This window comes from Micromonospora sp. NPDC048170 (assembly GCF_040652795.1).
Classification (GTDB): Bacteria; Actinomycetota; Actinomycetes; order Mycobacteriales; family Micromonosporaceae; genus Micromonospora.
Genome location: NZ_JBEZMR010000007.1, coordinates 1 through 24,583, shown reverse-complemented (window position 1 = coordinate 24,583; position 24,583 = coordinate 1). Strand labels below are relative to the sequence as shown.

Genomic DNA, 24,583 nt, shown 5'->3' with positions numbered 1-24,583 from the left:
GCTCGATTATCCAGAAAATAATATATTTGATGCCTGCCCCGGGGCAAGAGCCCGGACCGGTCCTACGCCGGACCTACGCCAGCCGGTCATCGCCGGACTGCTCCGGCACGACCGGCCCACGTCTTCCGGGCAGCGCGGCGACGAGCTGCCCCAGCCCATCCGCGGTGGGCAGGTTCGCCACGGCCGCCAGCCCGGCGGCGATCTCGGCCCCGGTCAGGCCCGCCCCGTCGAGCAGCCGGCCGGCCTTGGCCTCGATCTCGCCGGCGGTCATCGGCGACTCCGGGTCGCCCCTGGTGTCCCGGACCTGCTCGCGATACCACCGTCCCCGGTGGGCCACCGACACCTGCGCCCCCCAACTCGACGGATACGCCGACGTGTACGGTTCCCCGCCGGCCACCCGCACCCGGGCCCGGATCGCCGCCAGCCCGGGATCACGCAGGGCCGGCGGGGCCACGTCGGCCAGGGACGGCTCCCCACGCGCCAGCGCGACAGCCACCAGGTGCTGCACCGAGAACAACGCCTCCGGGGTCGACGCCGGCCGGGGCTGATCGGTGAAGCCCAACGCCTCCGGGTAGGTGACGACCTCGATCTCCTCGATCCGCCCGGCGGGCACGCCGTGCGCCGCCAGACGCCGCCGCAGCCGCAACGCGGCGTCCACGGCGGGGTGCGCGTGCCGGCAGCCCGGCCACGGTTTGAGGGAGGTCTCGCTGATCTTCCACTCGGCACCGCCGGGCCGGTTGACGGCCGCTGGCTCCGCATCCGGACAGCTGGCCGCGAACAGGCCCAACTCCCCCTCGAGCACGCGCCGTGGACCGGTCAGCCCCAGCTGTGCCAGCCGCGCCGCGCGCAGTCCCGCGCTGGCCGACTCCCCGACGTGGACCAGTTTGGACATCGTGCGTTCGAGGCGGCAACGCCACAGGCCACCGGTACGACTACCAGCGTTACCGAGTGCGTCGACCCACTGGCGGCCGGTCAGCCCCAGCAGGCTCGCGCCGGCCGCGGCGGCCCCGAACGCGCCACAGGTGCTCGTCGGATGGAAGTACCGGTAGTGGGTGGGCCCGGTCGCCTCGCCTACCCGGATCATCACCTCGTACCCCCGGACCACGGCGTCGAGGAACTGCGCCCCGCTCGCCCCCTGGCGTTGGGCCATCGCCAGGGCCGCCGCGATCACCACCGGCCCGGGGTGCAGCCTGGCCCGTCGATGCGTGGCGTCCATCTCCAGCACCAGGGCCAGCCCCGCGTTGACGAACGCGGCGGTCGACTCGGCCCGTGCGCCGTACCCGACGGTCCACGACGGACCGTCGTCGGCGGAGGCGGCGAACGCGGTGAGGATGCCGCCCTCCTCGGTGCCGAGCCCAGCCGTCGCGGTCGCGATCCAGTCGAGCACGTGCAGCGCGGCGAGCCTGCGCGCAGCCGCGTCGACCGGGCGGCGCACCCCAGCGACCAGTGCCTCCGTCAGCGACGGCTCGGCCGACCCACCGATCTCAGTCACCGGCGGCCTCGTCCGGGGCAGCACGGTGCGCGGCCAGGATCCGCTCGGCCCGGAGCCGGACGGGCAGGTCCACCATCTCCGCGCCGACCCGGCCGGCGGACGATCCCGCGTCGGTCGCGGCCAGCACCCGGGTCGCCCAGGCCACCCGGTCCGCCGAGGGCCGCAACGCGCGGTGGACCGGGGAGACCTGCCGGGGATGGACACAGAGCTTGCCGGTGAACCCCAGTGCCCGGGCGCGCTCGGTGGCGGTGGACACCTCCCGCTCGTCGTCGAGACCGGCGCTGACCCCGTCCACGGGACCGGGCAGGCCAGCCAGTCGGGAGGCGAGGACCAGCTCGGCGCGGGCCGAGAGCAGCGGCTCCCACGCCTCCTCGGCGCCGAGGTCCAGGGCCAGGTCGACCGTGCCGATCGCCAGCCGGGCCACCGCCGGGGCAGCCGCGACCTCGCGGGCCCGGGCCACCCCGCGGGCACTCTCGATCAGCGCCAGCACCGGTACGCCGAGCCGGTCGCCCACCATCTGGAGCACGTCCGGATCCTCGGCCTTCGCGACCAGCACGGCGGTGAGCCCGGGTACGCCTGCCAGGGCTGTCAGGTCATCGGCCTGCTCCCGACCGGCGTTGATCCGCACGGCGGCGGCACCGGTGCCGCAGAGCCAGTCCCGGACCCACTGCCGCGCGGCCGGCTTGTCCGGCCCGCTGATCGCGTCCTCCAGGTCGAGAATGACCTCGTCGGCCCCGGCCGCGACGGCCCTGCCGAAGCGGTCGGGACGGGATCCGGGCACGAACAGCAGCGTCCGGGCGGTCTCCACGGACCGCCGCGCGGTGGTCGCGTTCACGCGTCGACCGCCGGTGCGGGACGCTGTGGGCCGCGCCCCCGCCGGTAGACCAGCAGGGTCCGCCGGAAGGTCACCACGACCGTGCCGTCCTGGTTGTGCCCGACGGTGCGGACCTCGACGACGCCCACGTCGGCGCGCGAGCTCGACGGTCGGACGCCGAGCACCTCGGAGCGGGAGTAGAGGGTGTCCCCCTCGAACACCGGATGCGGCATCCGGACCTCGGCCCACTCCAGGTTGGCGAAGACGTTCTGCGACACGTCGGTGACGGACTGCCCGGTGACGACCGACAGGGTCAGGCACGAGTTCACCAGCGGACGGCCGAACGCGGTCTGTCTGGCGTAGTGGTGGTCGAAGTGCAGCGGGGCGGTGTTCTGGGTGAGCAGGGTGAACCAGGTGTTGTCCGTCGAGGTGATGGTGCGACCCAACGGGTGCTCGTAGATGTCGCCGACCTCGAAGTCCTCCAGGAAGCGGCCGGTCCAGCCAGGCTTGACGGTCATCGGGCTGCCTCGTCGGCACTCATCTGCGCGATCTCCTCATCGGTGAACTCCAATTCGGCGAGCACCGTGCGGGTGTGCTGGCCGAGGGCGGGCACCGGATCGACCCGCACGTCGATCTGCTCCGAGGTGACCGGGGGCAGCAGGGTCCGCACCTCGCCGGCCGGGGTCGCCACGTTCGTCCACCGGTTCCGCGTGGTGAGCTGTACGTGGTCGAGGAAGTCCGTCACGGTGTTGACCGTCGCGTTGGCGATCCCGGCCCTGTCAAGGCGGGTCGTGATCTCGGCGACGGTGAACCGCTGCATCCACCTGGCCAGCTCCTGATCGAGGTCCGCCCGGTGGGCCACCCGATCGGAGTTGCTGTCGAAGCGCGGATCGTCCGCCAGGGCTGGCGCTTCGAGGACCTCGAAGGCGAAGCGGCGCCACTCGCGCTCGTTCTGGACGGCCAGTTGGACGGTGCCGTCGGCGACCGGGTACGGGCCGTACGGCGCGATGACCGTGTGGTGGGCGCCGAACCGGCGTGGGTCCGTTCCGGTGTACCGGGCCATCAGCGCGGGTTGCGACATCCACTCGGCGAGGGCGTCGAAGAGCGAGACCTCCAGCGCGCAGCCCTCGCCGGTGCGTTCCCGGCGGTAGAGCGCGGTCAGGATGCCGCTGTAGGCGTAGACGCCGCCGGCGATGTCGGCCACCGAGATCCCCACCTTCACCGGCGTGTCCGGCGTGCCGGTGATGGACAGCAGGCCGGTCTCGCACTGGATGAGCGCGTCGTACGCCTTGCGGTCGCGCCACGGGCCGCCGTTGCCGTAGCCGCTGATCGAGCAGGTGATCAGGTCCGGCCGGCCGGCGCGCAACTCCTCGACCGGAAAGCCGAGCCGGTCCACCGCCCCCGGGGCGAGGTTCTGCACGAACACGTCCGCCCGGGCGAGCAGTCGACGCAGCGCGGTTCGGCCGCCCGGCGACCGGAGGTCCAGGACCACGGACTCCTTCGAGCGGTTGAGCCAGACGAAGTAGCTCGCCTGGCCGTGCACGGTGCGGTCGTAGCCCCGGGCGAAGTCACCCTCGGGCCGTTCGATCTTGATCACCCGCGCGCCGAGGTCGGCGAGCTGCCGGGTGGCGAACGGCGCGGCAACGGCCTGTTCGAGTGAGACGACGACGAGGCCATCCAGAGGGAGCACCGGTCCTCCTTGTCCTGTTTTGCTGCTTGTTCCCCACGCATATGGAGGGGCTCCGGACCCCTGCGCCGAACCGGGCCGACGCGAGATCCTCTCGGAGATGAAAAATATGATACACAGTATCCCCAAGCCGCTGAGCGTCCAGAGTTCGGCCGCGAGCAGGAGGAACGATGCAGCTACACCACCTCGGCTGGGCCGTACATTCGATCGAGGCGTCCCGGGAGCACTTCGAGACCCAACTCGGCCTGCCGTACGAGGGCGCCGAGGAGTTCCCGACGCTGACCGTCGCCTTCTTCCGGGCCGGCGCCACCCTGATCGAGCTGCTGGAGCCGAAGTCCGACGAGGACGACGTCGCCCAGTTCCTCCGGGAACGCGGCGAGGGCATCCACCACTGCGCGTACCTGGTCGACGACGTCGCCACCGCTCTGGGCGACGCCGAGGCGCGCGGCATGTGCCTGATGGACACGGTGCCCCGCCCCGGCTCGCGAGGGACGACGATCGGCTTCGTCGACCCCCGGCGGGCCGACCGGATCCTGGTGGAGTACGTCCGGGAGCCGAGCGCGTGACCACTACCGATCCGGCCGCCCACGAGCTGGCCCGACGTCTGGCCGACCTGTCCCGTACCGGCCTGACCAGCGAACACCGGGCGCACGCGGCCCGCAGTCTTTTGAACGTCGTCGCGACCGCGATCGGCGCCTGCCGTGACCGGGCCGTCGAGATCGTCATCGCGACCGCGCTGGACGGCGGGGGCGAGCGTCGCTGTCCGGTACCCGGCCGCCCGGAGCGCCTCGATCCGCTGAGCGCCGCGCTGGCGACCGGGCTCGCCGCCCACCTCGACGACTTCGACGACACCCATCTCGACACCGTCGTACACCCGGGCGCGGCCGTGCTCGGCGCCGTGATGGCGGTCCTGCCGGAGCACGAGACCACCGGGCCCCGGCTCCTCGACGCGGTCGCCCTCGGGCTGGAGACCCAGCTTCGGCTCGCCCGGGCGATGACACCGTGGCACTACGACGACGGCTGGCACATCACCGGCACCGTGGGCGCCCCGGGTGCCGCGGTCACCGCCGGCCTGCTCCTGGGGCTGTCGCCGGGGCAGCTCGGCAATGCGATCGCGATCGCGTCCAGCATGACGCTGGGGCATCGGGAGGGGTTCGGCACGATGGTCAAGCCGTTCCACCCCGGCAAGGCCGCGGCCAACGGCGTACTGGCGGCGGCCCTGGCCCGGCGGGACTTCACCGGCTCCCCGACCGCGCTGGAAGGCCCACGCGGCTACTTCCGGGCGCTCTCCCCCACGGCAGATCCCGCCCGGCTGACCACCGAGCTGGGCACACGCTGGGAGTTCCTGGACAACACCGTCAAGCCGTACCCGTGTGGCATCGTCGCGCATCCCGCGATCGAGGCCGCCGAGCGGCTGCACGCCCGGCTCGCCGGCCGCACCCCGGTGGCCGTACGGGTCCGCTGCCACCCCCTGGTCGCCGAGCTGACCGGGAACCCGGCACCGGACACCGGACTCGCCGCCCGGTTCAGCACCGTGCACGGCGTCGCCGCGGCGTTGGCCGACGGGGTGGTGGGGCTGGCCCAGTACGAGGACGCCCGGGTCGTCGCCCCGGACGTTACCGCCCTGCGCGCGGCCACCACCCTCGTCATCGACGAGTCGATGGCCCGCGACGCGGCGACCGTCGAGGTCGTGGTGCCGGACGGGCCGGTACTCACCGAATCCGTCACGCACGCCCGGGGCAGCGTCGCGCGCCCGATGACCGACACCGAACTCGACCTGAAGGTCACCGCACTGGTCGACCGGACCCGACCCGGCCACGGCCCCGAGGTCATCGCGGCGGTACGCGGCCTGGCCTCGGCCACCACCTGCGGCGACCTGTTGACGACGATCGTGGGAGAGCCAGCATGACGGGAACAGCACAACCGGGCCCGGTCCGGCTCACCGCCGAGCTCGCCGAGTTCGCCAGCGGGTTGAGCTGGGACCAGATCCCGGAATCCGCCCGGCACGCCGCCCGGCGTACGTTCGCCAACGTCGTCGGGCTGGCCGTGGACGCATGCCGCCACGACGCCGTCGAGATCGCCGTCGCCACCCTGGGTGACCTGGGCCTGCGCGGGCGCTCCTCGGTGCTCGGCCGCGCGGACACGCTCACCGCCGCCTGGGCGGCGTTCGTGAACGGCATGGCGATGCACGTCGAGGACTTCGACGACACCCACCTGCGTACCGTGATCCATCCCGGCTCGCCGGTGGTGCCGGCCGCGCTCGCCGTGGCCGAACTCACCGACGCGTCGGGGCGTGACCTCCTCACCGCCGTCACCGCCGGAGTCGAGGTGGCCTGCCGGGTCGGCAACGCGCTCGGCCCGGGGCACTTCGACCGGGGCTGGCACCTGACCGGCACGATGGGGCATCTCGGTGCCGCTGTCGCGGCGGGCCGCCTGCTCGGGCTCGACGCCACCCGGATGCGGCACGCGGTCTCGCTCGCGGCCACCCAGGCCGCCGGCACCACCGAGCAGTTGGGCACGATGAGCAAGTCCATGCATCCCGGCAAGGCCGCCGCTGACGGGGTGGAGGCGGCGCTGCTGGCCGCCGCCGGGTTCACCGGGCCCGACACGCCGCTGGAGGGCCGGCGGGGCCTCGCGGCCCTGTCGGCGCCCGAACCCGACCTGGCCGAGGCCACCCGAGGGCTGGGCCGGACCTGGGAGATCGAGGCGAACGCGTTCAAGCCCTACAGCTGCGGAATCGTCAGCCACCCGGTCATCGACGCCGCCATCGAGCTACGCGACCTCCTGCCCGGGCCGGAGGTCATCGAGTCGGTCGACGTGGTGGTCCGCCCGGTGGTTCTCCAGGTGATGGGAGTCGAGGAACCGGAAGACGGGCTGCGCAGCAAGTTCTCCGTCTACCACTGCTTCGCGGTGGGATTCCTCGACGGCGGCGCCGGACCGGCCCAGTACAGCGACGCCCGGGCGCGGGACAAGTCGGTGATCGCCCTACGCCGCAAGGTGCGGGCCCACACCGAACCGACGATGCCCAAGGACGCCTGCGAGGTCACCGTACGCACGACCGGGGGCACGACCCACCGGGTCTCGGTCGCACACGCCACCGGCAGCGTCGACCGGCCGATGTCCGACGAGCGGCTTCGGGCGAAGTTCGACCTGCTCGTGCGCCCCCGGCTCGGGGAGCGCGCGGCGGCGTTGTGGCACACGGCCTGGCATATCGACGAATGCGACGGGATTGGTAGCCTGTTCGGCCTCAGCCGTTGGTGAGAGGGCGGCCCGGCCGACACGCGGAGGCCGGGCTGCCCGACCTGTCCGAGGACCGATTCGGTATGCTGCATCGGCCATATTTCATATTTGAGGACTCTGGATGAACCTACCCGTCAACGGCGCTCAGTCCCAGAACAAGCGGATGCAGCTCAGTGACGAGGCGGCCAGCTACGTCCGAGAATTGATCATGTCCGGGCAGCTCCGGCCGGGCCAGCACCTTCGTCAGGAACAGGTCGCCGCCGCACTGGAGATCAGCGTCACCCCGGTCCGGGAAGGGCTGCTCTCGCTGCGCGCCGAGGGCTTCCTCCAGCTCCAGCCCCGGCGTGGTTTCGTGGTGGCTCCGCTGGCCCCGGCCGACATCCGCGACCTGTTCACCGCCCAGGCACTGATCGCCGGCGAGCTGGCCGCCCGCGCGGCCACGACCCTCACCGAGGAACAGATCGCCGAGCTGCAAGCCCTCCAGGGCCGGATCGACGAGGCGGCGAACAACGGCAACACCGACGAGATGGAACGCCTGAACCACCTGTTCCACCGGATGATCAACACCAGTGGCGGTTCGGGGAAGCTGCTCTGGTTCCTCGGCTTCATCACCAAGTACGTGCCCCGCCGCTTCTACGCCACGATCGGTGGCTGGCCGGACGCGTCCCTGCACGACCATTCCTCGATCGTACGAGCGCTGGCCAGCCACGACCCGGAGGCAGCCAGACGAGCGGTGAGCGACCACCTCCGGCACGCCGGGGACCTGCTCGCCGAGCACTTCGCGTCGAACAGCCTGGACGACGCCGGCACGGGCGGCCCGGACGGCGCCGTCCTGAGCCGCTGACCCACCGGGCACGTCGACCCGGGTACGCCCAGCGGGCCGAGTCACCAGAGGCGGGAAGTCGATCGGGTGGCGGTGCGTCCGCCACCCGATCGACGACGTTCATCACTCCCGGGACGATCCTCCGACCGTCCCGGTGGCCGGACCGGCGTCGGCGGCCCCACCGGTCAGGTGTCCCGACGTGGCACCGAGTCCCGCCGTCGCTCCGGCATCCACCGGAAGCACGGCCCCGGTGATCCACCGGGAGCGGTCACCGGCCAGGAAGGCGATCGCCTCGCCGACGTCCCACCCGGTGCCCTCGGTACGCAGCAGGGAACGGTGTCGACGCCGCTCGCGAGCCTGCTCGGAGACCCCGGTGCTGGACACCATCGGAGTCCACACCAGCCCGGGAGCGACGGCGTTGACCCGGATCCCCTCCGGACCGTGCTGCGCCGCCATCGCCCGGGTCAGCTGCACCACCGCGCCCTTGGTGGTCGGGTAGGCGATCGACGGGTGCCCGCCGACCAACCCGGCCACCGAAGCCGTGTTGACGATCGACCCGCCGCCGCCCGAGCGCATCGCCGGGACGCAGTGCCGGGACGCCAGCACCATCGAGCTGAGATTGACCCGCAGGCACCGGTCCCAGTCGTCCAGGTCGACGTCGACCACGTCACCGGGCGGCCCCACGACCCCGACGTTGTTCACCAGGACGTCGATCCGGCCCCAGAGCTCCAGGGTGCTCCGGGCCAGGGCCGCGCACGATCGGGAACTGGTCACGTCGGCCTCGACGACGCTCGCCTCGCCACCCTCCGCCTCGATCAGGTCGACCGTGGCCTCGGCCCACTCCCGGACGCTGTCCACCACGATCACCCGGGCTCCCCGCCGGGCCAGCAGGATCGCGGTGGCCCGGCCGATGCCGATGCCGTCACCCCGCGAGCCGCCGCCGGTGACGATCGCGACCTTCCCCGCGAGCCCGGTCGGCTCCGTCCCCGCCGCCGAGTCGCCTCGACCCCGGGTCGTCACCGGCCGGCCCGGGCGGCGATTCCCTCGATCGTGGCGGCGAACCCGTCGCGGATCGACGTCAACCGGAGGGAGTCGCCCAGCAGCGCGTTAAGCGGGGCGGCGTCGATCCGGTACGGGAAACCGAGCACCCCCGGCTCGACCGTCAGCTCGGCCGAGGGCACCAGCGCGCGTACGGTCTCGACCGCGCCGACCATGGTCAGCACCGTCCCGGGCAGGTTGTAGACCGCGTTGGCGGTGCTGTCCAGGCGGGACACCAGCGTGAACGCCGCCGCCACGTCCCGGACGTACTGCCAGCAGTAGACGTCGTCGCCGTAGGGCACCACCCCGGGCTGCCCGAGCGCCGGCCGCTGGAACAACTGCTCGGTGAACAGGCCCTCGCCGCGTTCCTTCCCGGCGCCGTAGATCAGCCCGAGCCGCAACCCCACACAGTTCACCCCGTACCGCTGCCGGTACGCGCGGCTGATGTGCTCACAGTACGACTTCGTCGCCCCGTACGCGTTGTCGGGCGAGTGCGGGGTGTGTTCGGTGAGCAGCTCGCCCTCGGCCAGGGCCGCGGCGCTGTGCCCGAACACCGCCATCGAACTGGCCCACGTCACGTTGGCCAGCCGGAGGATCCGGGCCGCCTCGAAGACGTTCTGGGTACCGGCGCAGTTGACCTCCAGCGCCCGGTACGGATCCTCCGCGGAGGCCGGGGCCAGCAGGGAACCCAGGTGGATGACGCGGTCCACGCCGTGCTCGGCCAGTGTGGCCAGCAGCGACCGCAGGTCGGAGACGTCACCCCGGACGTACTCGACCCCGGCCTGCCGCAGCTCCTCCCTGGGTGGCAGCGGGTCCAGGGCGAGGACCCGCTCGTCCTGCCCGGCGAGGATCGCCGTGGCGTACTGGCCGACGAAACCGGTGCCGCCGGTGACTAGTGTCGTCATCGCCCGTCGGTCTCCCCGAGCACGGTGTCCCCGTTGATCGTTCCGTCGAGGATGAAGTCCCGCACCAGCTTCGCGCTCTCCTCCGGCCGTTCGACCAGGTGCAGGTGGCCGCAGCCCTCCAACAGCGCCAGCCAGGCGTTGGGCAGCCGCCGGACCATCTCCCGGGTGCCGACCCCCGCCGGACCGGAGTCCACCGGGGTCATGATGTCCTGGTCGCCGCTGGTCACCAACACCGGCGCCGTGATCTGCGGCAGGTAACCGGTGAGGTCCGCCTCGCAGAGCAGGTCGCAGAAGTGCTTCCACAGCTCGGGGTCGTTCTTCTTGAACGCGGTCCCCATCGCCGCCACCTGGGCCGGGGCCCGGTCGGTGTCGTGGAACGCCCGGCTGAACGCCTGCGAGGCGATGAGATTGGCGACCTCCTCGCCCATCCCGGTCGCGGTCGCCATCGCCTTCCACACCTTCTTGTTGAGGATCGCGAGGGTGTCGTACCGGGCCATGCAGCAGCCGATGACCAGCCGCTTGACCCGGTCCGGGTACTTGGCCGCCATCACGATGGCCACCATGCCCCCGAAGGAGGTGCCGTGCACGTCGACGGCGTCCAGGCCGAGGTGGTCGAGCAGCCCGATCGCGTCGTCGGCCCATCCCTCGATCGAGTACGGCGCCGGCGGCTTGTCGCTGTCGCCGAACCCGCGCATGTCGTAGTCGATCACGGTGAAGTCCGGACGCAGCAACGGGGTCACGGGGGCGAAGTTGGCGTGGCCGAGGCCGAGGCCGTGCAGTTGCAGCAGGTGCGGTCCCTGGCCCGCCACCTCGTACCACAGGGATGTGTCGTTGATGGTCGCGTACGCCACGTGGTGCTCCTTAGTCAGGTCGAACCGATGGGGAAAGACGAGGTGTTCCGACGGCTACCGCGCCACGTCGGGGCTGGCCCCGAACCGGGCACCGAACCGGCGGAGCAGGGCGACGAAGAGGCGATCGGCGAGCAGGCCGAGCGCGCCGAGGGTGATCAGGGCGACGAAGACGCCTCGGATGTTGGTGGTCGCCATGCCGTTGGTGACGATCACGCCGAGACCGTGCGGCGCGCCGAGCATCTCCGCGGTCACCACCGTCATGAACGCGTTGCCCAGCGCGATCCGGATTCCGGCGAGGATGTACGGCGCGCTGGCGGGCAACCGCACCAGCAGGAAGGTCTGCCACGGCCGGGCGCCGAAGGTCGCCGCCATGCGCAGCTTGTTCCCCGGCACCGCCCGCACCCCCGCCGCCGTGTTCACGGCGACGACGAACACCGTCGTGTAGAGGATCAGGGTCAGTTTCGCCGGCTCGCCGGCACCGAGCCAGAGCAGGACGGGAGCGAACCAGGCCAGCGGCGGGATGAACCGGAAGAAGCTGATGAACGGCTCGAGCAACGCCTCGAGCACCCGGCTCGAACCGCTCAGCAGGCCGAGCAGCGTGCCGATCAGGCTGCCCAGCGCGAGGCCGGCGGCGACCCGTCCCAGGCTCGCCGTCACCGCCTGCGCGAGACTGCCGTCGGCCAGCACCGACTGGAACTGGGTGACCACGTCGGGAGGGCCGGGGAACAGCATCGGCATCCCGTAGAAGCTGGCGGCCAGCCACCACAGCCCCACCACGGCGACGAAGCCGCCGACGATGGTGAGGGCCCGCCGCAACCGCGGGACACCGCCCGGTCGACGGACGACGGCGGGTCGGGCTGTCCGGGTCGACACGCTCATCGCGCCACCTGCCCACAGTAGAATCGGCGGAAGATCCGGGCAGTGACCAGGACGAACACCCGGTCGAAGGCCAGGCCGGCGGCACCGACCAGGAGAATCCCGGCGAACATGGTCGGGGTGTCGTAGAAGAGTCGGGACTCGTAGATGAGATAGCCGATGCCGTCGCTGCCCGCCACCATCTCGGCACCGATCACGCTCATGAAGGAGTAGCCGAGGGACAGCCGCATCCCGGTCAGCACGTAGGGCACCGCACTCGGGATGACCACCGAACGGTAGGTCCGGAACCGCCCGGCGCCGAAGACCCTGGCCATCCGGGTCTTGTTCCGGGCCGCCTGGGCCATTCCGGTCAGGGTGTTGAGGATGACCGGGAAGACGGTGGCGTAGATGACGATGAACCGCATCGACGCGTCCCCGACCCCGAACCAGATCGTGGCCGGCACGATCCAGGCCACCGGCGTGATGGAGCGCAGGAAGTGCACGACGGGTTCCAGCGCGTCGGCCGCCACCCGCGACGAGCCGAGCAGGCTCGCGGTGGCGATTCCCAGCGTGCTGCCCAACGCGAACCCGACCACCACCCGCCACAGGGTGATCAGCAGCTCGCTGCGCGAGTCCGCGTCCTGGAGCAGTTCCACCAGCGCGCGGGCACTGTCGATCGGGGTCGGGAAGACCAGCGGGTTGTCCTTCGCCAACGCGGCGACGTGCCACACCACGATCGCGGCCACGACCGCCAGCAGGTTCAGCCCGATCCGGCGCCGTGACCAGGACGCCGCCGATCGTGGTCCGCGCCGCCGGGGCCGGGGGCCGGCCGTTCTCGTGGGGTCGGCGTCCCCGGTGGGGGCGGCGCCGGGCCGCTCACCGAAGTCGGTGGCGGAGGCGGGGGTCATCGCGTACCCACCTCGCCGTCCAGATCGGCACGTCGGGCCTTCGCCGCGGTCACGGTCCGCTCCAGGTCCTGGTAGAGCGCGCCGAAGTCCGGCCCGCCCCGCTCACGCGGACGCGGTAGCGGATTCTCGATGACGTCGTACAGCTTCGCCTCCGGCCCGGACGTCATGATGCCGATCCGGTCGCCGAGGATCATCGCCTCGGAGATGTCGTGGGTGATGAACAGGACGGTGCGGTCGGTGTCGGCCCAGATCCGGGCGAGTTCGTCCTGCAACGTGGTGCGGGTCTGGGCGTCCAGGGCACCGAACGGCTCGTCCATCAACAGGATCGGCGCGTCGGTGACCAGGGCCCGGGCGATCTGCACCCGCTGCTTCATCCCACCGGAGAGTTCGTGCGGGTACTTCTTCGCCTGTCCCCCGAGTTCGACCATCTCCAGCGCGGCCCGCACCCGCTGCTGGCGTTCGGGGTTCTTGACCCCGAGCACGCGCAGGCCGAACTCGACGTTGCCGTAGACGTCGAGCCAGCCGAGCAGCGAGTCGTCCCCCTGGAAGATCACCGCCCGGTCCGGCCCGGGACCGGTGACGGGCCGACCGGCAACGGTCATCCGTCCCTCGGTCGGGAACTCGAACCCCGCCACCTGGTTGAGGATGGTGGTCTTTCCGCAACCGCTGGGGCCCAGCAGCACGAAGAACTCGCCTCGGGACAGCGACAGGGAGACGTCCGCGAGGATCCGCGGCGCACCGGCCGCGTACGCGAACGAGATGTCCTCGATCGTCACGTAGCCGTCGCCGTTCACTGCGGGGTTTCGCGTCGTTGCGTCCGTCGTCGTCATGGCCTGCCTCCCTGGACCAGTCGCCCGATCAATGCGACGTGCGTCATCGGATCGGGAACCGTCGTGGTGAGGACGATCCCCTCGATATCGGTCTTCTCCTCCACGACCCGCAGCCGCTCGGCGACCTCACCGGGGGTCCCGACCAGCGCGAACCGGTCAAGCAGGTACGCCTCTTCCCGTGGGTGGTCCGCGAGGATCCGGGCGTTGACGCCGCCCGGACGCGCGTGCTCGGCGAACACGTACCGCGAGAACAACTCCCGCAGGCCGGGTACCAGGTCCGCCGGCACTCCACGCCCGGCGAGGTTGACCTGCAGCCCGTGCCGGGCCACGGCGACGACCGAGGCGCGGACGGCCTGCCGGGCGGCGGCGACCTCGCTGTCCCGCTCGACCAGGTGGGCCACCGCGACCATCCATCCGCGCAGGCGCCGCCCCGCCGCCCCAGCCGCGGTCGCGGCGAGCCGGCCCAGCCAGGCGGGTTCGAATCCGCCCCCGAGCAGGACGCCGTCGGCGCTGCCCGGGGTCGCCGCCGCCGCCCGTGGCCCGCTGGCGGCCAGGAAGAGCCGAGGGCCCGAGCCGGCCGCCGCCCGGATGGTGTCGAGCGCCTCGCCCACCTGTCCCGGGTCCCCCGGGCGCAGCCCCACACTGTGTACGGCCGAGTCACCGGTGCCCATCGCGACGAACACCCGGCCGGGGAACAGTCCGTCGAGCGCGGCCACATCGGCGGCGTGTACCGACGGGTGACGGGTGACCGGGTTCGTCACGCACGGCCCGACCCGGATGGTGCGGGTGTGCGCGAGGATGTGCTGCGCCACGGGATACATCGCCCCGTAGAGGTGGGACGAGTCGGCGACACCGAACGTCCCGATGCCGACCTCCTCGGCGACCCGGGCGAGCTCCAGCGAACGGGCGGGGTCGGTCGGGAGGTGCGAAACGGCGATCTCCATCTGTCTCACCGAGTCCGAAGGCCGACCGGCGGGTGCGTGCGGCACTCGATCGAGGTGGGTGTGGGGGGCACTGATGACTCCTCGGTACGGTGGAACAGGCTGGCCGGGCTGTCCGCCGGCGCCGGGCGATGCCGGCGGAGCCGGGCTCGAAGGAGGTCGGGCGGCCGTCGTCTGGTGTTCGACCGGCTTTCCCCGGGCCACGGTTCTCGTGGCCCGGGTCGGCCTTCCGGTACCGTCCGGCTCCACCGGACAGGATGTGTCGATCGGGTGGTCGGAACACCACCGGTGGTCGCCGGGTCGGAATCGGGGACCCGGGTGGCGACCGTCAGAGGGCGCTGACCCAATCGGTTATGACGTAGCTCTTCGCGTCGACCTTGTTCTTGATGTTGCCCATCTCCAGTTGGTAGTCAGCGACCTGCTGGATCTGGTCGACACTCGCCGGGTCGAAGGCCAGACTGAAATCGATCTTCGCCAGGATCTTCTTGGCCTCGGCGTCGTCGGTGATTCCGGTCTTGGACTTGATGAACGCGATGACCTCGCCCTGGTTGCTCTTCATGTAGGCGGACGTCTCCCGCAGCGCGCGCAGGACCTTGACGCCCACCTCCTGGTTTTCGAAGATCTTCGGTCCGGCCACCACGTAGCCGATGAAGGGCAGCAGGTCGTCATCGCCCCCGGCCCAGCCGAGACGTGCACCGGGTCGCGCGTTGATGGCCTTGGTGACGTTCGGCTCGAAATGGATGATCGCGTTCGCGTCGCCCTTGGCGAAGGTCGGTACGAGCTGGGCGTACTTCGCGTCCGTGACCTTGATCTTGGACTTGTCCAGCTTGTGGAACGCCACGAAGCGGTCGAACCAGTAGCTGGCCGTCGAGTTGGACTGGAGCGCGATCGTCTTGCCGTGCAGATCCTGCGGCGTGGCGATGCTGTTGTCGACAATGATGCCCCACCAGCCGTACGACGTCGCGTTGTGCCCGATGATCTTCACCTTGGCACCCTTCGCCGCGAGACTCGCGACCGGATAGCCGGCGACGGAGGTCAGGTCGGCCTGGCCGGTGACCACCGCCTCCGTCCCCTCCACGCCGGTCGGGAACTCCTGCAACTTGGCGTCGAGTCCCTGCTTCGCGAGAAAGCCCTTCTGCACCGCGAAGTACAGCGGAATTCCAAAGAAGTCGGGCTGGGTGGCGACTGTCAGCGCCTGCTTCCCACCCGCTTCTCCTGTAGTTGACGACGATGAGTCACTGCCGCAGGCCGACAGCGTGAGCGCTGCGACGACCAGGGCAACGGCGAGTCGCCCTCTTCGAACGAACACGAGACCTCCCGGGTAAAGGGCGGAGCGATGTACTTTATATTTCATGTGAGCGAGACCGTCAAGAGATCATCTAGCCCACCACCAGGCGGGATCCATGGGCCTACACAGCGGGCCGGACACCGGGGGACGCACCACCGACACCTGACGTGACCAGCGGATACTCAGGCAGTGACCAAACCCGGGCCGGCGACCACGGGATCGACGGCCAGCCGGCCGGAAGGACGCCCTACGGCCACCGGCGGTCCCGACCGAACCGAACTACCGGCGGTGATCAGCGAGCCGTTCGACGGGCACTGCCGTCCGGTCAGCGCCTCCCCGGGCCGGCGCAGCCGGCGATCAGCCTGCGCCGGAACCTCGCGCTCGTAACGGTCGACGCCGCCCAACAGGACGGCGCCGTCGTGGGCGGGCGCTCGTGAGGACGCCCCGCACTCTGCTGGACCCGCCCGGCTGCATGCCCCACGCGGGCCCGTGAGTCCTCTTCCCTGCCGGACCAGCAGGACGTCCGGCCCGGCCGTCGCGCCCTGCGCTGGCCACCGGCGCGGACCTTCATCGCACCGGGGAGCCGCGGTGCCGGTGATCGGGAGGCGGGCCGTATCCGGCTTCTGAGGCAGAGCGCCCGACGGGCACGCCGGGATGGTGACCCCGGCGTGCCCGTCGGGCGCGATCGGCTACCGCGTCACGCGCAGGGCGTCCGCGCGCAGACGTCGATGATCTTGCCGGTGAGCAGGAACACCGCCTTCTGTTTCTGGGCTGCGGCCTGGGCGCGCGGGTACTCGTGCGAGTCGTCGCCGTACTCCGGTCCGGCCGGGGCGAGGTTGGTCGGGGGTGGCGCGTACGCCGCACCGCTGTTCCAGACCACGATCGCCGACCCGGTGTACGGGTACCTGCGGATCGGCGCGATGCCCCAGTACGGCCGCACGTCCGACGACCAGCCGTCGGCCAGCGCGGGGGTGTGCAGGCGGGCGCCGATGGTGCGCGCCTGGACCTCCGCCGCGGCGGGGGAAACCTGCTGGTCCCCGAAGGCCACGTGCATCAGCACCCGGTGCGCCGGGGTGCCCGGCAACGGCCGGTCGGTCATGTGCTGGGCGTACCCGTTGGCCTCGGAGCGGTCCCACAACATCTGCAGCAGCGCGAGAATCAGCTGCTGGTCGACCTTGTCCGGGTAGTAGCCGTCCATGATCGTCTGGAACGGGGTGAAGGACACGCTGCGTTGCAGCAGCGTGGAGTAGTTCATCGCCGGCACGCCGAGCACCGACCGCGTCCAGTCCTGGGCGATGGCGGTGAGCGCGCCACCGTTGATGCCACCCTGGCTGTTGCCGTCGTAGTGCAGCCCACCGGCCACGTTGATCAGCGGCCGTGCGTTGGCGTCCCGGAACGCCGGGTGAGCGGCGAACCCGCCCGGGTGGATCATCGCCCGGCCCAGGAAGAGGAAGTTCAGGAAGCTCTGCTGCACCCGGTCCACCACCGCGGGGAAGCCGCTGAGATCGGTGAAGGCCCCGGCCACGTACGGGACGTCGCCGGCGGCCATGCCGATCCAACTGGTCGCGCAGAAGGTGAAGTCGTACGTGTTCGACATCGTCCGGACGTTGCTGGCGTTGATCTCGGTCGGCCTGCCGAGCAGTCCGTGGCCGTAGAGCGAGAGGTGTGCCGGCTTCGCGGCGGAGGCACTGCGCGGGATGTTGCAGACGAAGTCGGCCGCCACCGTCGTGCCGGACGGCGTGGGCAGGGCGTTCGGCGTCGGAGGCGTCCCGTCGCCGCCGGCCGGCCCGTAGTGCAGCCGGGAGCCGGGCCCCCCGTCGCCGGTCAGGTAGGACGGCACGCCGACGGTGCCGGTCACCTGCCGGGCGATCAGCGGCTCCTGCTCCGGCGCGTAGTCGGTGACCTTGGTGACGGTGAACGACGGTGCGGCCCGGCGGAGGGCGGCGAACGCGCCGTCCCGGATCGCCAGCATCCGCCCGGTCAGACCGTGCCGGCTGGCCACGGTGAAGTCCCAGGCCAGGTAGAGGCTGTGCCGCTTGACGCCGGCCCTGGTGAGGTCGGCGAGGATCCGCTTCATCTGCGGGACGCGACGGTCCCGGTGGTCGAGGCCGGCACCGGTCACGTACGCCGTGAACGCCTTCGGCGCCGGGATCACCGCGTCGTTGCCGTCGCGCAGGCCGCGCAGGCCGACGACGTACCGGGTGCCCTCGGTCAGCGCCACCGCCGGCCGGATGATCAGCAGTTGCCGGTCCGCCTGGCCGGCCGCGCGCGCGTCCAGCTCGGCCCAGTACGGCGTACGCTTGCCGGTCCGGGCGTCGAGCAGCACGATCGGCGCGTCCGGCGCCAGCGAGCGGCCGATGTCGGTGACCGGCGCGATCCCGGTCGCCGCCGCGTCGAGGCCGGGCACGCGCACCAGGATCGGCGAGCCGGGGCTGAACCCGTCCTGCCGGTTCCATTCCGTCGGGTCGATCGGGTTTCCCTGCGCGTTGGCGGGCATCGCGGAGGCCTCGAACCGCACCCGCTTGCCGGTGGGGCTGCTCCGATCCGGCACGGTGAACCAGTCGTTCGGGAACGGCAGCAGGCAGGCCGTCGGGTCGATCGGGTCGCAGGCCCGGTGCCCGGCCGGTACGGGAGCCGCGGGCGGTGCCGCGGCGGCGCCCGCGCCGAGCAGGACGGCGCCTGCGGTCACCAGCACGGACACGGCGAGACGGAGCCGTATGGGGGTGGTCACGCGCATCTCCTTCGACAGGAACGGTGGATCGCCGGGGCCGACGGGTGGTGGGTGGTGGGTGGTGGAGCGTGGTGTTCTTCCTACGCTCGCAAATGGATCTCGGCAAGGGGGCGCCACGGGCTACGAACCACTCCACCCTCGCCCACGCCATCGACTGCCGGCGTGGGCGAGGGTGGAACTCTCAAGGCGTCTGGAGTTGTGGTGAGGCTGACGATGGCGGGGTCCAGAAGCGGTTCGAGTCCCTGCGCATGGGCTACGCCCTGGCGCCGGCCTTCTTGGCGCCGGCCTTCTTGGCGGCGGACTGGCCGACCGCAGCGGTGAACACCGGAAGGTAGCCGTTGGCCTGCCCGGTCGCCATCGGGTGGTACGAGTTCGACAGGTTCAGGAAGTCGACCGAGTGGATCCACTTGTTGCCGCTGCAGATCTGGTGCCCCACGAAGATGCTGCGCACGTCGGCGAAGGTGAACCCGGCGCGGGCCGCGGCGGCGGCGATCAGGCTGTCGGCCAGGTTGATGCCCTCGTTGACCTTCGCGCGGGCCGCCTCGCCGATCCCGACGCAGACCGTGCCGAGCTGGTAGAAGGCCGGGTAGCTCAGCACCACGACCTTCGCGTTCGGGGCCTTGCTGCGGATCGCGGCGTAGGCCCGGTCGAGCAGGCCGGGAAGGTTCGCCCGGGCCTGCACCTGGGCCGCGTCCACCGCGGCGATGCAGGCACTCGAGCCCTGGAGGGCGCAGGTGGACATGATGTTGCCGAACCCGGCGTCGTTGCCGCCGATGGTGATGCTGACCAGGGTGGTCTGTGCGCTGAGCGCGGCGACCTGCGAGTTGATCACGTCGGTCGTCTTCGCGCCCCCGCAGGCCACCGACTTGTAGGAGGCCGGCGCGTTGGCCGCCGCCCAGAGGGCGGAGAACGCCTTGGTGCTGCGTTTGCAGTTGCCGCTCTCCGCGGTGTAGCTGCCGGCACCGACACCCGAGGCGTACGAGTCGCCGAGCGCCACGTAGTGGTGGCCGGCGGCCTGCGCCGGGTTGGCCAGCCCAAGTACCGCGATCGACGCGGAGAGAACACCTGCGAGCAGGGTCAGCATCCGGGTTCTGGTCATGTACCCCTCCATCGTTTCAAAGGTTGCGGAACGATTAATAGCAGTGCATCGATGGCTGAGGATACATAACGCTTGGATCATCACATCGGCGTGTGTCTACAACTCCGACTCCCGCCGGCCGCACCGGGTTCAGGCGGCTTCGAGCTCCCGCTTCAGCCTGCGCAGGGTCTCCCGCATGCCGTCGCGGTTCACGGTCGGGCGGTCGCCCGCGGCCCTACCGGTGAAGATCCGGCCGAGCACGTGGGCCGCCCGGTTGCGCCGGTCCTGCCAGTACTCGGTCACCCGGGTGCCGCCGTCGGTCTCGCTGAACCGGTAGCCCCAGCGGGCCACCGGCTGGCCGAAGCTGGTGACGTCGAAGGCGAACTCGCTGCCCGGCGTCGCGGTCACGATCCGGCAGGTGGTGAACCACAGGAACGGGCCCCGACGGTTCCAGCCGACGAACCGTCGCGGCTGCCCGCCGTCGCGCCGGGTGACCCAGACCGCGACGCACTCCGGGCTCCATCGGGCCATCCGCCGTACGTCGGCGACGGCCGTGTAGACCGTCCCCGCCGGTGCCGCGACGGTGATCTGCTCGGCGACTTCCGGACCGCGCCCGGCTGCCCGCGTCATACCGCAACCACAGGTGTCACTCGTTCCTCCACGGGAGGTATTCGGGCAGGTCGCTGCTGACCCGCCCGGGGAAGGCCGGAGCGCGTCGCTGCCGGAAGGAGTCGAAGCCCTCCCGCGCGTCCGCGCTGGTCAGCGCCTCGCTGGAGAGTCGCGAGTCCAACCGGTGCGCCGGGTACGGCGAGTCCAGTGCGCTGGTCCGGTAGAGCATCTGCCGGATGACCGCCACCGACACCGGCGCGGTGGTGGCGATGATGGTCCGCGCGAGCTGGTACGCCTTGTCGAGCAGGTGCTCCGGCTCGTGGACGCTGTGCACCAGGCCGGCCGAGAGTGCCTCGGCGGCGTCGAACGCCCGCCCGCTGATCATCCAGTCGAGCGCGCAGCCCATCCCGACCAGCCGTGGAAGGAACCAGGTGGACGCGCCCTCGGCGTAGATGCCGCGTCGACTGAAGACGTACCCGAATCGGGCGTCGGTGGCAGCGAGGCGGTAGTCGGCCGGCAGGATGATGGTGGCCCCGGCGCCGACGGCCGCGCCCCGGATCGCGGCGATGACCGGCTTGTTCATCGCGAAGATCCGCATCGAGCACCGCCCCGCCGGTTCCGCCCACTCGGCCTCGGGGTCGTCGGGAGTGTCGAACTCCGTCACGGACTGGTCCAGCCCGGCGCAGAAGTGCTCGCCCGTACCGGTGAGGACGACGACCCGGACGTCGTCGTCGCGGTCGGCACGGTCGAACGCGTGGGCGAGTTCGTCGGCCATCCGCAGGGTGTAGCCGTTGCGCTCCTCGGGACGGTTGAGCGAGACCGTGGCGATCCGGTCCGAAACGGAGTAAATGATCTCGCTGTACGGTTCCACGCGGGCACCATAGAGCAGGGTCAACGCCCGCAGCAATGGTCAACGGGTCGGCTGTTCGGTCACCGTCCGCTGTCCTGAGTAGACCCTTGTTCGGCCGGTGCCGTTCGGGCAGACTTCCGCCGTGTCCTCCAGTGTCTTCGACAGCTACCGCCGCCATCTCGGCGAGGGGCTGGGCCGGGTCGCCGCCATGCTCCACACACCCCTGGAGGTCGGCGCCACGGGCACCGTGGTGCACACCGCGGACGGCCGGCACCTGCTGAACTGCGCCGGCTACGGCGTGTTCTTCGTCGGTGCCGGAAACCCGGTCGTGCTCGCGGCGGTGCGCGACCAGCTCGAACGGCAGGCATTGTCCACCCGGGTGCTGCTGAACGAGCCCGCCGCCCGGGCCGCCGAGGCGTTGGTCTCGGTGGCACCGCAGGGCCTGGTCAAGGTGCACTTCTCCAACTCGGGTGCGGAGGCGGTGGAGACCGCGATCAAGATCGCCCGGGCGAACGGGCGGCACCGGCTGGTCTCCATGCACAGCGGATACCACGGCAAGACGGTCGGCGCGCTGTCGCTCACCGCCCGGCCGCTCTATCAGGATCCGTTCCGCCCGCTGCTGCCCGAGGTCACCCACGTCAGGTTCGGCGACCTGGACGAACTGGCCGCCGTCGTCGACCGTGACGTCTGCGTGGTCGTCGAACCGGTGCAGAGCGAGGGCGGGGTGATCATCCCCCGGCCCGGCTATCTCAAGGCGGTCGAGGCGCTGTGCCGCGAGCGGGGGGCCATGCTTGTCCTGGACGAGGTGATGACCGGCCTGGGTCGGCTCGGGACCTGGTGGGCAGCGGACCGCGAGGGCGTACGGCCGGATGTCCTACTGGTCGGCAAGGCGCTCAGCGGCGGGCTGGTGCCGGTCGCGGCGACCCTGGCGACCGAGGAGGCGTTCGCCCCGTTCGACAAGGACCCCTACCTGCACACGTCCACGTTCTCCGCGAACCCCCTCGCCATGGCCGCCGTCCGCGCGACGGTCGAGGTGATCAGGGAGGAGAAGCTGGTGGAGCGGGCGGCCGATCTGGGCGCGCGGCTACTCGCGGCGATCACCGAGACGGTACGGTCGATCGGGCACCTGGTGGCCGACGTACGCGGCGCCGGGCTGCTCATCGGCGTGGAGTTCCGCTCCGCGATGCACGCGGCGGAGTTCCTGATGGACCTGCTCGACAACGACGTGGTCGTCAACCACTCGATGAACGCACACCCGGTGCTGCGGCTCACCCCACCCGCCACGATGACCCCCGACGAGGAGAAACGGCTGGTCGTCTCGTTCGAGCGGGCCTGCGCCGCCCTGGCCGCCCGTTTCCCCGACACCGGAAGCGACTCCCCCGCATGACGCGACGCACCGTCCTGGTCACCGGGGCCAGCGGCGTCGTGGGCACCGCCGTGCTGGCCGAGCTCTCCGAGTACGACGTGATCGCCGCCGCCTACCGCCGCCTACCGGGCGGCTCGAACCGGGTGGCCAGGCTGGACCTGCACGCCCCCTCGCTCGGGCTCGACCGCCGCGCCTACCGCGAGCTGTGCGCCGAGGTCGACGCGGTGATCCACTCGGCCGCCATCGTCAACTTCTCCGCCGACCAGGCGGAGGTGAACCGCCTCAACATCGAGGGTCTCGGCCGGGTCGTCGAGTTCGCCGCCGAGGCGGAGGCGACCCTGATCCACGTCAGCACCGCCTACGTGTCCCGGTACGGTCACGCCGGTGGCGGTGGCAGACTGGGCACCGAGAAGGCTGCCGCCCGGACCGACGAGTACGTCACGTCGAAGTACCTCGGTGAGCAGATGGTCCGCGACAGCGGCATCGACGCGGTGATCGTCCGGCCGGCGATCGTCATCGGCGACTCCCGAAGTGGTGTCATCCGTCAGCCCCAGGGCGTGCACCAGCTCGCCGAGTACCTGGTGACCGGCGAGCTGCCCTTCGTGCCAGCACATCCCGGCACGTTCTTCGACCTCGTCCCCCAGGACATGGTCGCGCAGGGAATCCGCGCGGTGCTCGACGCCGACCTGCGCAAGGGCGACTACTGGCTGACCGCCGGCCCCGCCGGCATCCCGGTCGAGCGTTACCTCGAACTGGTGACGGAGACCGCCCGCGAGTGCGGCATGGAGATGCCCGAGGGCCGGATCGCCGACCCGTCAATCGTGGATCGGCTGGTCCGGCCGGCGTTCGCCGACGTCCTTCCGCCCGAGGACCTGGCGCGGCTGGACGGCGTGGTGGCCGTCTGCGGGCTGGTCATCATCCCCGAACTGCTGCCGACGTCGTTCGGCACGATTCCCGGCGGGCCGGACGCGATGACCCCGGCGCAGGCCGAGGACGCGTGGCGGGTCAGCCTACGTCACCTGATCCGGGGGTTGCAGCAGTGACCCTCGACCCGAGCTGAGGAGGCCACCCGCGATGGAGTGCTCCGTCATCGTGCACGCTCTGCTGCCCAGCGCAGAGGCCAAGGAGTCGTTCGACCGGTTGGCCGACTTCGCGGCGTATCCGGAGTTCACCGACACCGTACGGACGGTCGGGGTGACCAGGGTCAGCCCTACCCAGGTCGAGTCGAAGTGGGAGGTGAACTTCCGCCGGGGCATCCTCGTCTGGACCGAACGCGACGACATCGATCCGGCCAACCGCCGCATCGACTTCGAACAGACCACGGGCGACTTCGCGACGTTCACCGGCTCGTGGCTGGTCGTCGAGGTCGACGAGGGGGTGCGGATCGAGTTCGAGAGCCGGTTCGACCTGGGCATCGCCTCCCTGGCGAGCCTCATCGACCCTGTGGCGTGCGCGGCGATGCGCGACTCGATCCGGAACATCCTGCTCGGGCTGTTCGGCTCCGACATCGAGGTCACCGTGGTGGAGGCCGCCCCGCTCGGTTGAGCGACCGCGGGCCGTCCGCCAGTCGCCCGGGCGGCTGGCGGACGGCCCGCTTTCACGAGGGCCGGATTCCTAGTCGAGCAGGTCGAAGAAGTCGTCCTTCGCCGCGTCGACCTTGTCCGACTCGGTGTCGACCAGCGACAGCAACTGGTTCAGGGCGTCGGCGAGCCGCTTGCGCGCCACACCGTCCATCGTCAGTTTGGCCAGGCCGGACTCCAGCCGGGTCAGCTCCTCCAGCACCCCGAGCGCGGTGGACGCCTGATCGGGCAGCAACTCGCCGCGCAGGTAGCCGACGAGTTCCCGCACGTTCGGGTAGTCCAGCACCAGGGTCGCCGGCAGGGTCAGCCCGGTCGCGGTGGCGAGCCGGTTGCGCAGCTCGACCGCCGTCAGCGAGTCGAATCCGAGTTCGGGCAGGCTCCGGGTGGCGTCCAGGTCGGCGGCGGAGGCGTGACCGAGAACCCGGGCGGCCTCGGCGAGCACCAGCTCACGCAGCACCCGGTCCTGTTCATCGGGAGCGAGCCCGGGCAGCGTCCTGGCGAGGTCCGTGCCGCCGGCCCGGGTGCCGCCGGCCGGGCCTGATGCGCCGCCGGTCGCCGGGTCGACCGACGCGGTGACCGGCGGCGGGGGGGGGGGGCGGGGGGCGGCCGGCCGGGCCGGGCGGGGGGAGAGGGGGGGGGGCAGCCCGGGCCCCCCCCCCCCCGCGGGGCCGGCCGGCAGGGGGGCGGGCACCAGCGA

24 protein-coding genes are annotated in these 24,583 nt (G+C 71.5%); 7 read left to right on the top strand and 17 right to left on the bottom strand.

Annotated features, from left to right (window positions below; genetic code table 11):
- Positions 1-73: 73 nt before the first annotated feature.
- The 4 genes from AB0D32_RS12890 to AB0D32_RS12875 are packed head-to-tail and all read right to left on the bottom strand — an operon-like array spanning position 74 to position 3,996.
- A complete protein-coding gene (locus AB0D32_RS12890) occupies positions 74-1,492 on the bottom strand; it encodes an MmgE/PrpD family protein (RefSeq protein WP_357088657.1) in 1,419 nt (472 codons plus the stop codon).
- A complete protein-coding gene (locus AB0D32_RS12885) occupies positions 1,485-2,327 on the bottom strand; it encodes a CoA ester lyase (protein ID WP_357088655.1) in 843 nt (280 codons plus the stop codon). The genes AB0D32_RS12890 and AB0D32_RS12885 overlap by 8 nt, the downstream gene beginning before the upstream one ends.
- The gene (locus tag AB0D32_RS12880) at positions 2,324-2,824 is read right to left on the bottom strand and encodes a MaoC family dehydratase (protein ID WP_357088652.1); all 501 of its coding nucleotides are present in this window, start codon (positions 2,822-2,824) and stop codon (positions 2,324-2,326) included. The genes AB0D32_RS12885 and AB0D32_RS12880 overlap by 4 nt, the downstream gene beginning before the upstream one ends.
- A complete protein-coding gene (locus tag AB0D32_RS12875) occupies positions 2,821-3,996 on the bottom strand; it encodes a CaiB/BaiF CoA-transferase family protein (protein ID WP_357088649.1) in 1,176 nt (391 codons plus the stop codon). The genes AB0D32_RS12880 and AB0D32_RS12875 overlap by 4 nt, the downstream gene beginning before the upstream one ends.
- A gap of 167 nt (positions 3,997-4,163) precedes the next feature.
- Here AB0D32_RS12875 and AB0D32_RS12870 point away from each other — a divergent pair, with 167 nt between their 5' ends.
- The 4 genes from AB0D32_RS12870 to AB0D32_RS12855 all read left to right on the top strand — a co-directional run bounded on the left by AB0D32_RS12870 (position 4,164) and on the right by AB0D32_RS12855 (position 8,077).
- Positions 4,164-4,559: a VOC family protein gene (locus AB0D32_RS12870; RefSeq protein ID WP_357088646.1), complete on the top strand. Its 396-nt coding sequence runs from the start codon at positions 4,164-4,166 to the stop codon at positions 4,557-4,559.
- Positions 4,556-5,902 carry an MmgE/PrpD family protein gene (locus AB0D32_RS12865; RefSeq protein WP_357088644.1) on the top strand — a complete coding sequence of 449 codons (1,347 nt, stop codon included), beginning with the start codon at positions 4,556-4,558 and terminating at the stop codon, positions 5,900-5,902. Before AB0D32_RS12870 ends, AB0D32_RS12865 begins: the two co-directional genes overlap by 4 nt.
- On the top strand, positions 5,899-7,254 hold the full coding sequence (locus AB0D32_RS12860; protein ID WP_357088642.1) for an MmgE/PrpD family protein: 1,356 nt from the start codon (positions 5,899-5,901) through the stop codon (positions 7,252-7,254). Before AB0D32_RS12865 ends, AB0D32_RS12860 begins: the two co-directional genes overlap by 4 nt.
- Before the next feature lie 100 nt (positions 7,255-7,354).
- Positions 7,355-8,077 carry a GntR family transcriptional regulator gene (locus AB0D32_RS12855; RefSeq protein WP_357088639.1) on the top strand — a complete coding sequence of 241 codons (723 nt, stop codon included), beginning with the start codon at positions 7,355-7,357 and terminating at the stop codon, positions 8,075-8,077.
- Positions 8,078-8,179: 102 nt separating this feature from the next.
- Here the strand turns inward: AB0D32_RS12855 and AB0D32_RS12850 are convergent, their stop codons facing one another.
- From AB0D32_RS12850 to AB0D32_RS12795, 12 genes are all read right to left on the bottom strand, one after another.
- A complete protein-coding gene (locus tag AB0D32_RS12850) occupies positions 8,180-9,076 on the bottom strand; it encodes an SDR family oxidoreductase (protein ID WP_357088636.1) in 897 nt (298 codons plus the stop codon).
- Positions 9,073-9,999, bottom strand: coding sequence for an NAD(P)-dependent oxidoreductase (locus tag AB0D32_RS12845; RefSeq protein WP_357088633.1), 927 nt, complete (start codon positions 9,997-9,999; stop codon positions 9,073-9,075). The genes AB0D32_RS12850 and AB0D32_RS12845 overlap by 4 nt, the downstream gene beginning before the upstream one ends.
- On the bottom strand, positions 9,996-10,850 hold the full coding sequence (locus AB0D32_RS12840; protein WP_357088631.1) for an alpha/beta fold hydrolase: 855 nt from the start codon (positions 10,848-10,850) through the stop codon (positions 9,996-9,998). Before AB0D32_RS12840 ends, AB0D32_RS12845 begins: the two co-directional genes overlap by 4 nt.
- 54 nt (positions 10,851-10,904) lie before the next feature.
- On the bottom strand, positions 10,905-11,729 hold the full coding sequence (locus AB0D32_RS12835) for an ABC transporter permease (protein WP_357088629.1): 825 nt from the start codon (positions 11,727-11,729) through the stop codon (positions 10,905-10,907).
- A complete protein-coding gene (locus AB0D32_RS12830) occupies positions 11,726-12,613 on the bottom strand; it encodes an ABC transporter permease (RefSeq protein WP_357088627.1) in 888 nt (295 codons plus the stop codon). Before AB0D32_RS12830 ends, AB0D32_RS12835 begins: the two co-directional genes overlap by 4 nt.
- Entirely contained in the window at positions 12,610-13,443 is an 834-nt protein-coding gene (locus AB0D32_RS12825) for an ABC transporter ATP-binding protein (protein ID WP_357088624.1), read from the bottom strand. The genes AB0D32_RS12830 and AB0D32_RS12825 overlap by 4 nt, the downstream gene beginning before the upstream one ends.
- Positions 13,440-14,387, bottom strand: a complete 948-nt coding sequence (locus AB0D32_RS12820) for an LLM class flavin-dependent oxidoreductase (protein WP_357088622.1) — start codon at positions 14,385-14,387, stop codon at positions 13,440-13,442. Before AB0D32_RS12820 ends, AB0D32_RS12825 begins: the two co-directional genes overlap by 4 nt.
- A gap of 325 nt (positions 14,388-14,712) precedes the next feature.
- Positions 14,713-15,693: an ABC transporter substrate-binding protein gene (locus AB0D32_RS12815; RefSeq protein ID WP_357088620.1), complete on the bottom strand. Its 981-nt coding sequence runs from the start codon at positions 15,691-15,693 to the stop codon at positions 14,713-14,715.
- A 676-nt stretch (positions 15,694-16,369) separates the two neighbouring features.
- Positions 16,370-18,403 carry a hypothetical protein gene (locus AB0D32_RS12810; protein WP_357088618.1) on the bottom strand — a complete coding sequence of 678 codons (2,034 nt, stop codon included), beginning with the start codon at positions 18,401-18,403 and terminating at the stop codon, positions 16,370-16,372.
- Positions 18,404-18,656: 253 nt separating this feature from the next.
- On the bottom strand, positions 18,657-19,502 hold the full coding sequence (locus AB0D32_RS12805; RefSeq protein WP_357088616.1) for an SGNH/GDSL hydrolase family protein: 846 nt from the start codon (positions 19,500-19,502) through the stop codon (positions 18,657-18,659).
- Positions 19,503-19,631: 129 nt separating this feature from the next.
- Positions 19,632-20,111, bottom strand: coding sequence for an SRPBCC family protein (locus AB0D32_RS12800; RefSeq protein ID WP_357088613.1), 480 nt, complete (start codon positions 20,109-20,111; stop codon positions 19,632-19,634).
- 16 nt (positions 20,112-20,127) lie between these two features.
- A complete protein-coding gene (locus tag AB0D32_RS12795; protein ID WP_357088610.1) occupies positions 20,128-20,961 on the bottom strand; it encodes an enoyl-CoA hydratase-related protein in 834 nt (277 codons plus the stop codon).
- A 121-nt stretch (positions 20,962-21,082) separates the two neighbouring features.
- On the opposite strand from AB0D32_RS12795, the gene AB0D32_RS12790 reads away from it, so the two are divergent.
- The 3 genes from AB0D32_RS12790 to AB0D32_RS12780 are packed head-to-tail and all read left to right on the top strand — an operon-like array spanning position 21,083 to position 23,851.
- Complete coding sequence (locus tag AB0D32_RS12790) at positions 21,083-22,327, top strand: aminotransferase class III-fold pyridoxal phosphate-dependent enzyme (RefSeq protein ID WP_357088608.1); 1,245 nt, start codon at positions 21,083-21,085, stop codon at positions 22,325-22,327.
- On the top strand, positions 22,324-23,349 hold the full coding sequence (locus tag AB0D32_RS12785) for an SDR family oxidoreductase (RefSeq protein WP_357088605.1): 1,026 nt from the start codon (positions 22,324-22,326) through the stop codon (positions 23,347-23,349). The genes AB0D32_RS12790 and AB0D32_RS12785 overlap by 4 nt, the downstream gene beginning before the upstream one ends.
- 31 nt (positions 23,350-23,380) lie before the next feature.
- A complete protein-coding gene (locus AB0D32_RS12780) occupies positions 23,381-23,851 on the top strand; it encodes an SRPBCC family protein (RefSeq protein WP_357088603.1) in 471 nt (156 codons plus the stop codon).
- Between the two features lie 69 nt (positions 23,852-23,920).
- On the opposite strand, the gene AB0D32_RS12775 is transcribed toward AB0D32_RS12780, so the two are convergent.
- Positions 23,921-24,343 (bottom strand): acyl carrier protein, encoded by a 423-nt coding sequence (locus tag AB0D32_RS12775; protein ID WP_357088600.1) that lies wholly within the window; start codon positions 24,341-24,343, stop codon positions 23,921-23,923.
- Between the last annotated feature and the right edge of the window lie 240 nt (positions 24,344-24,583).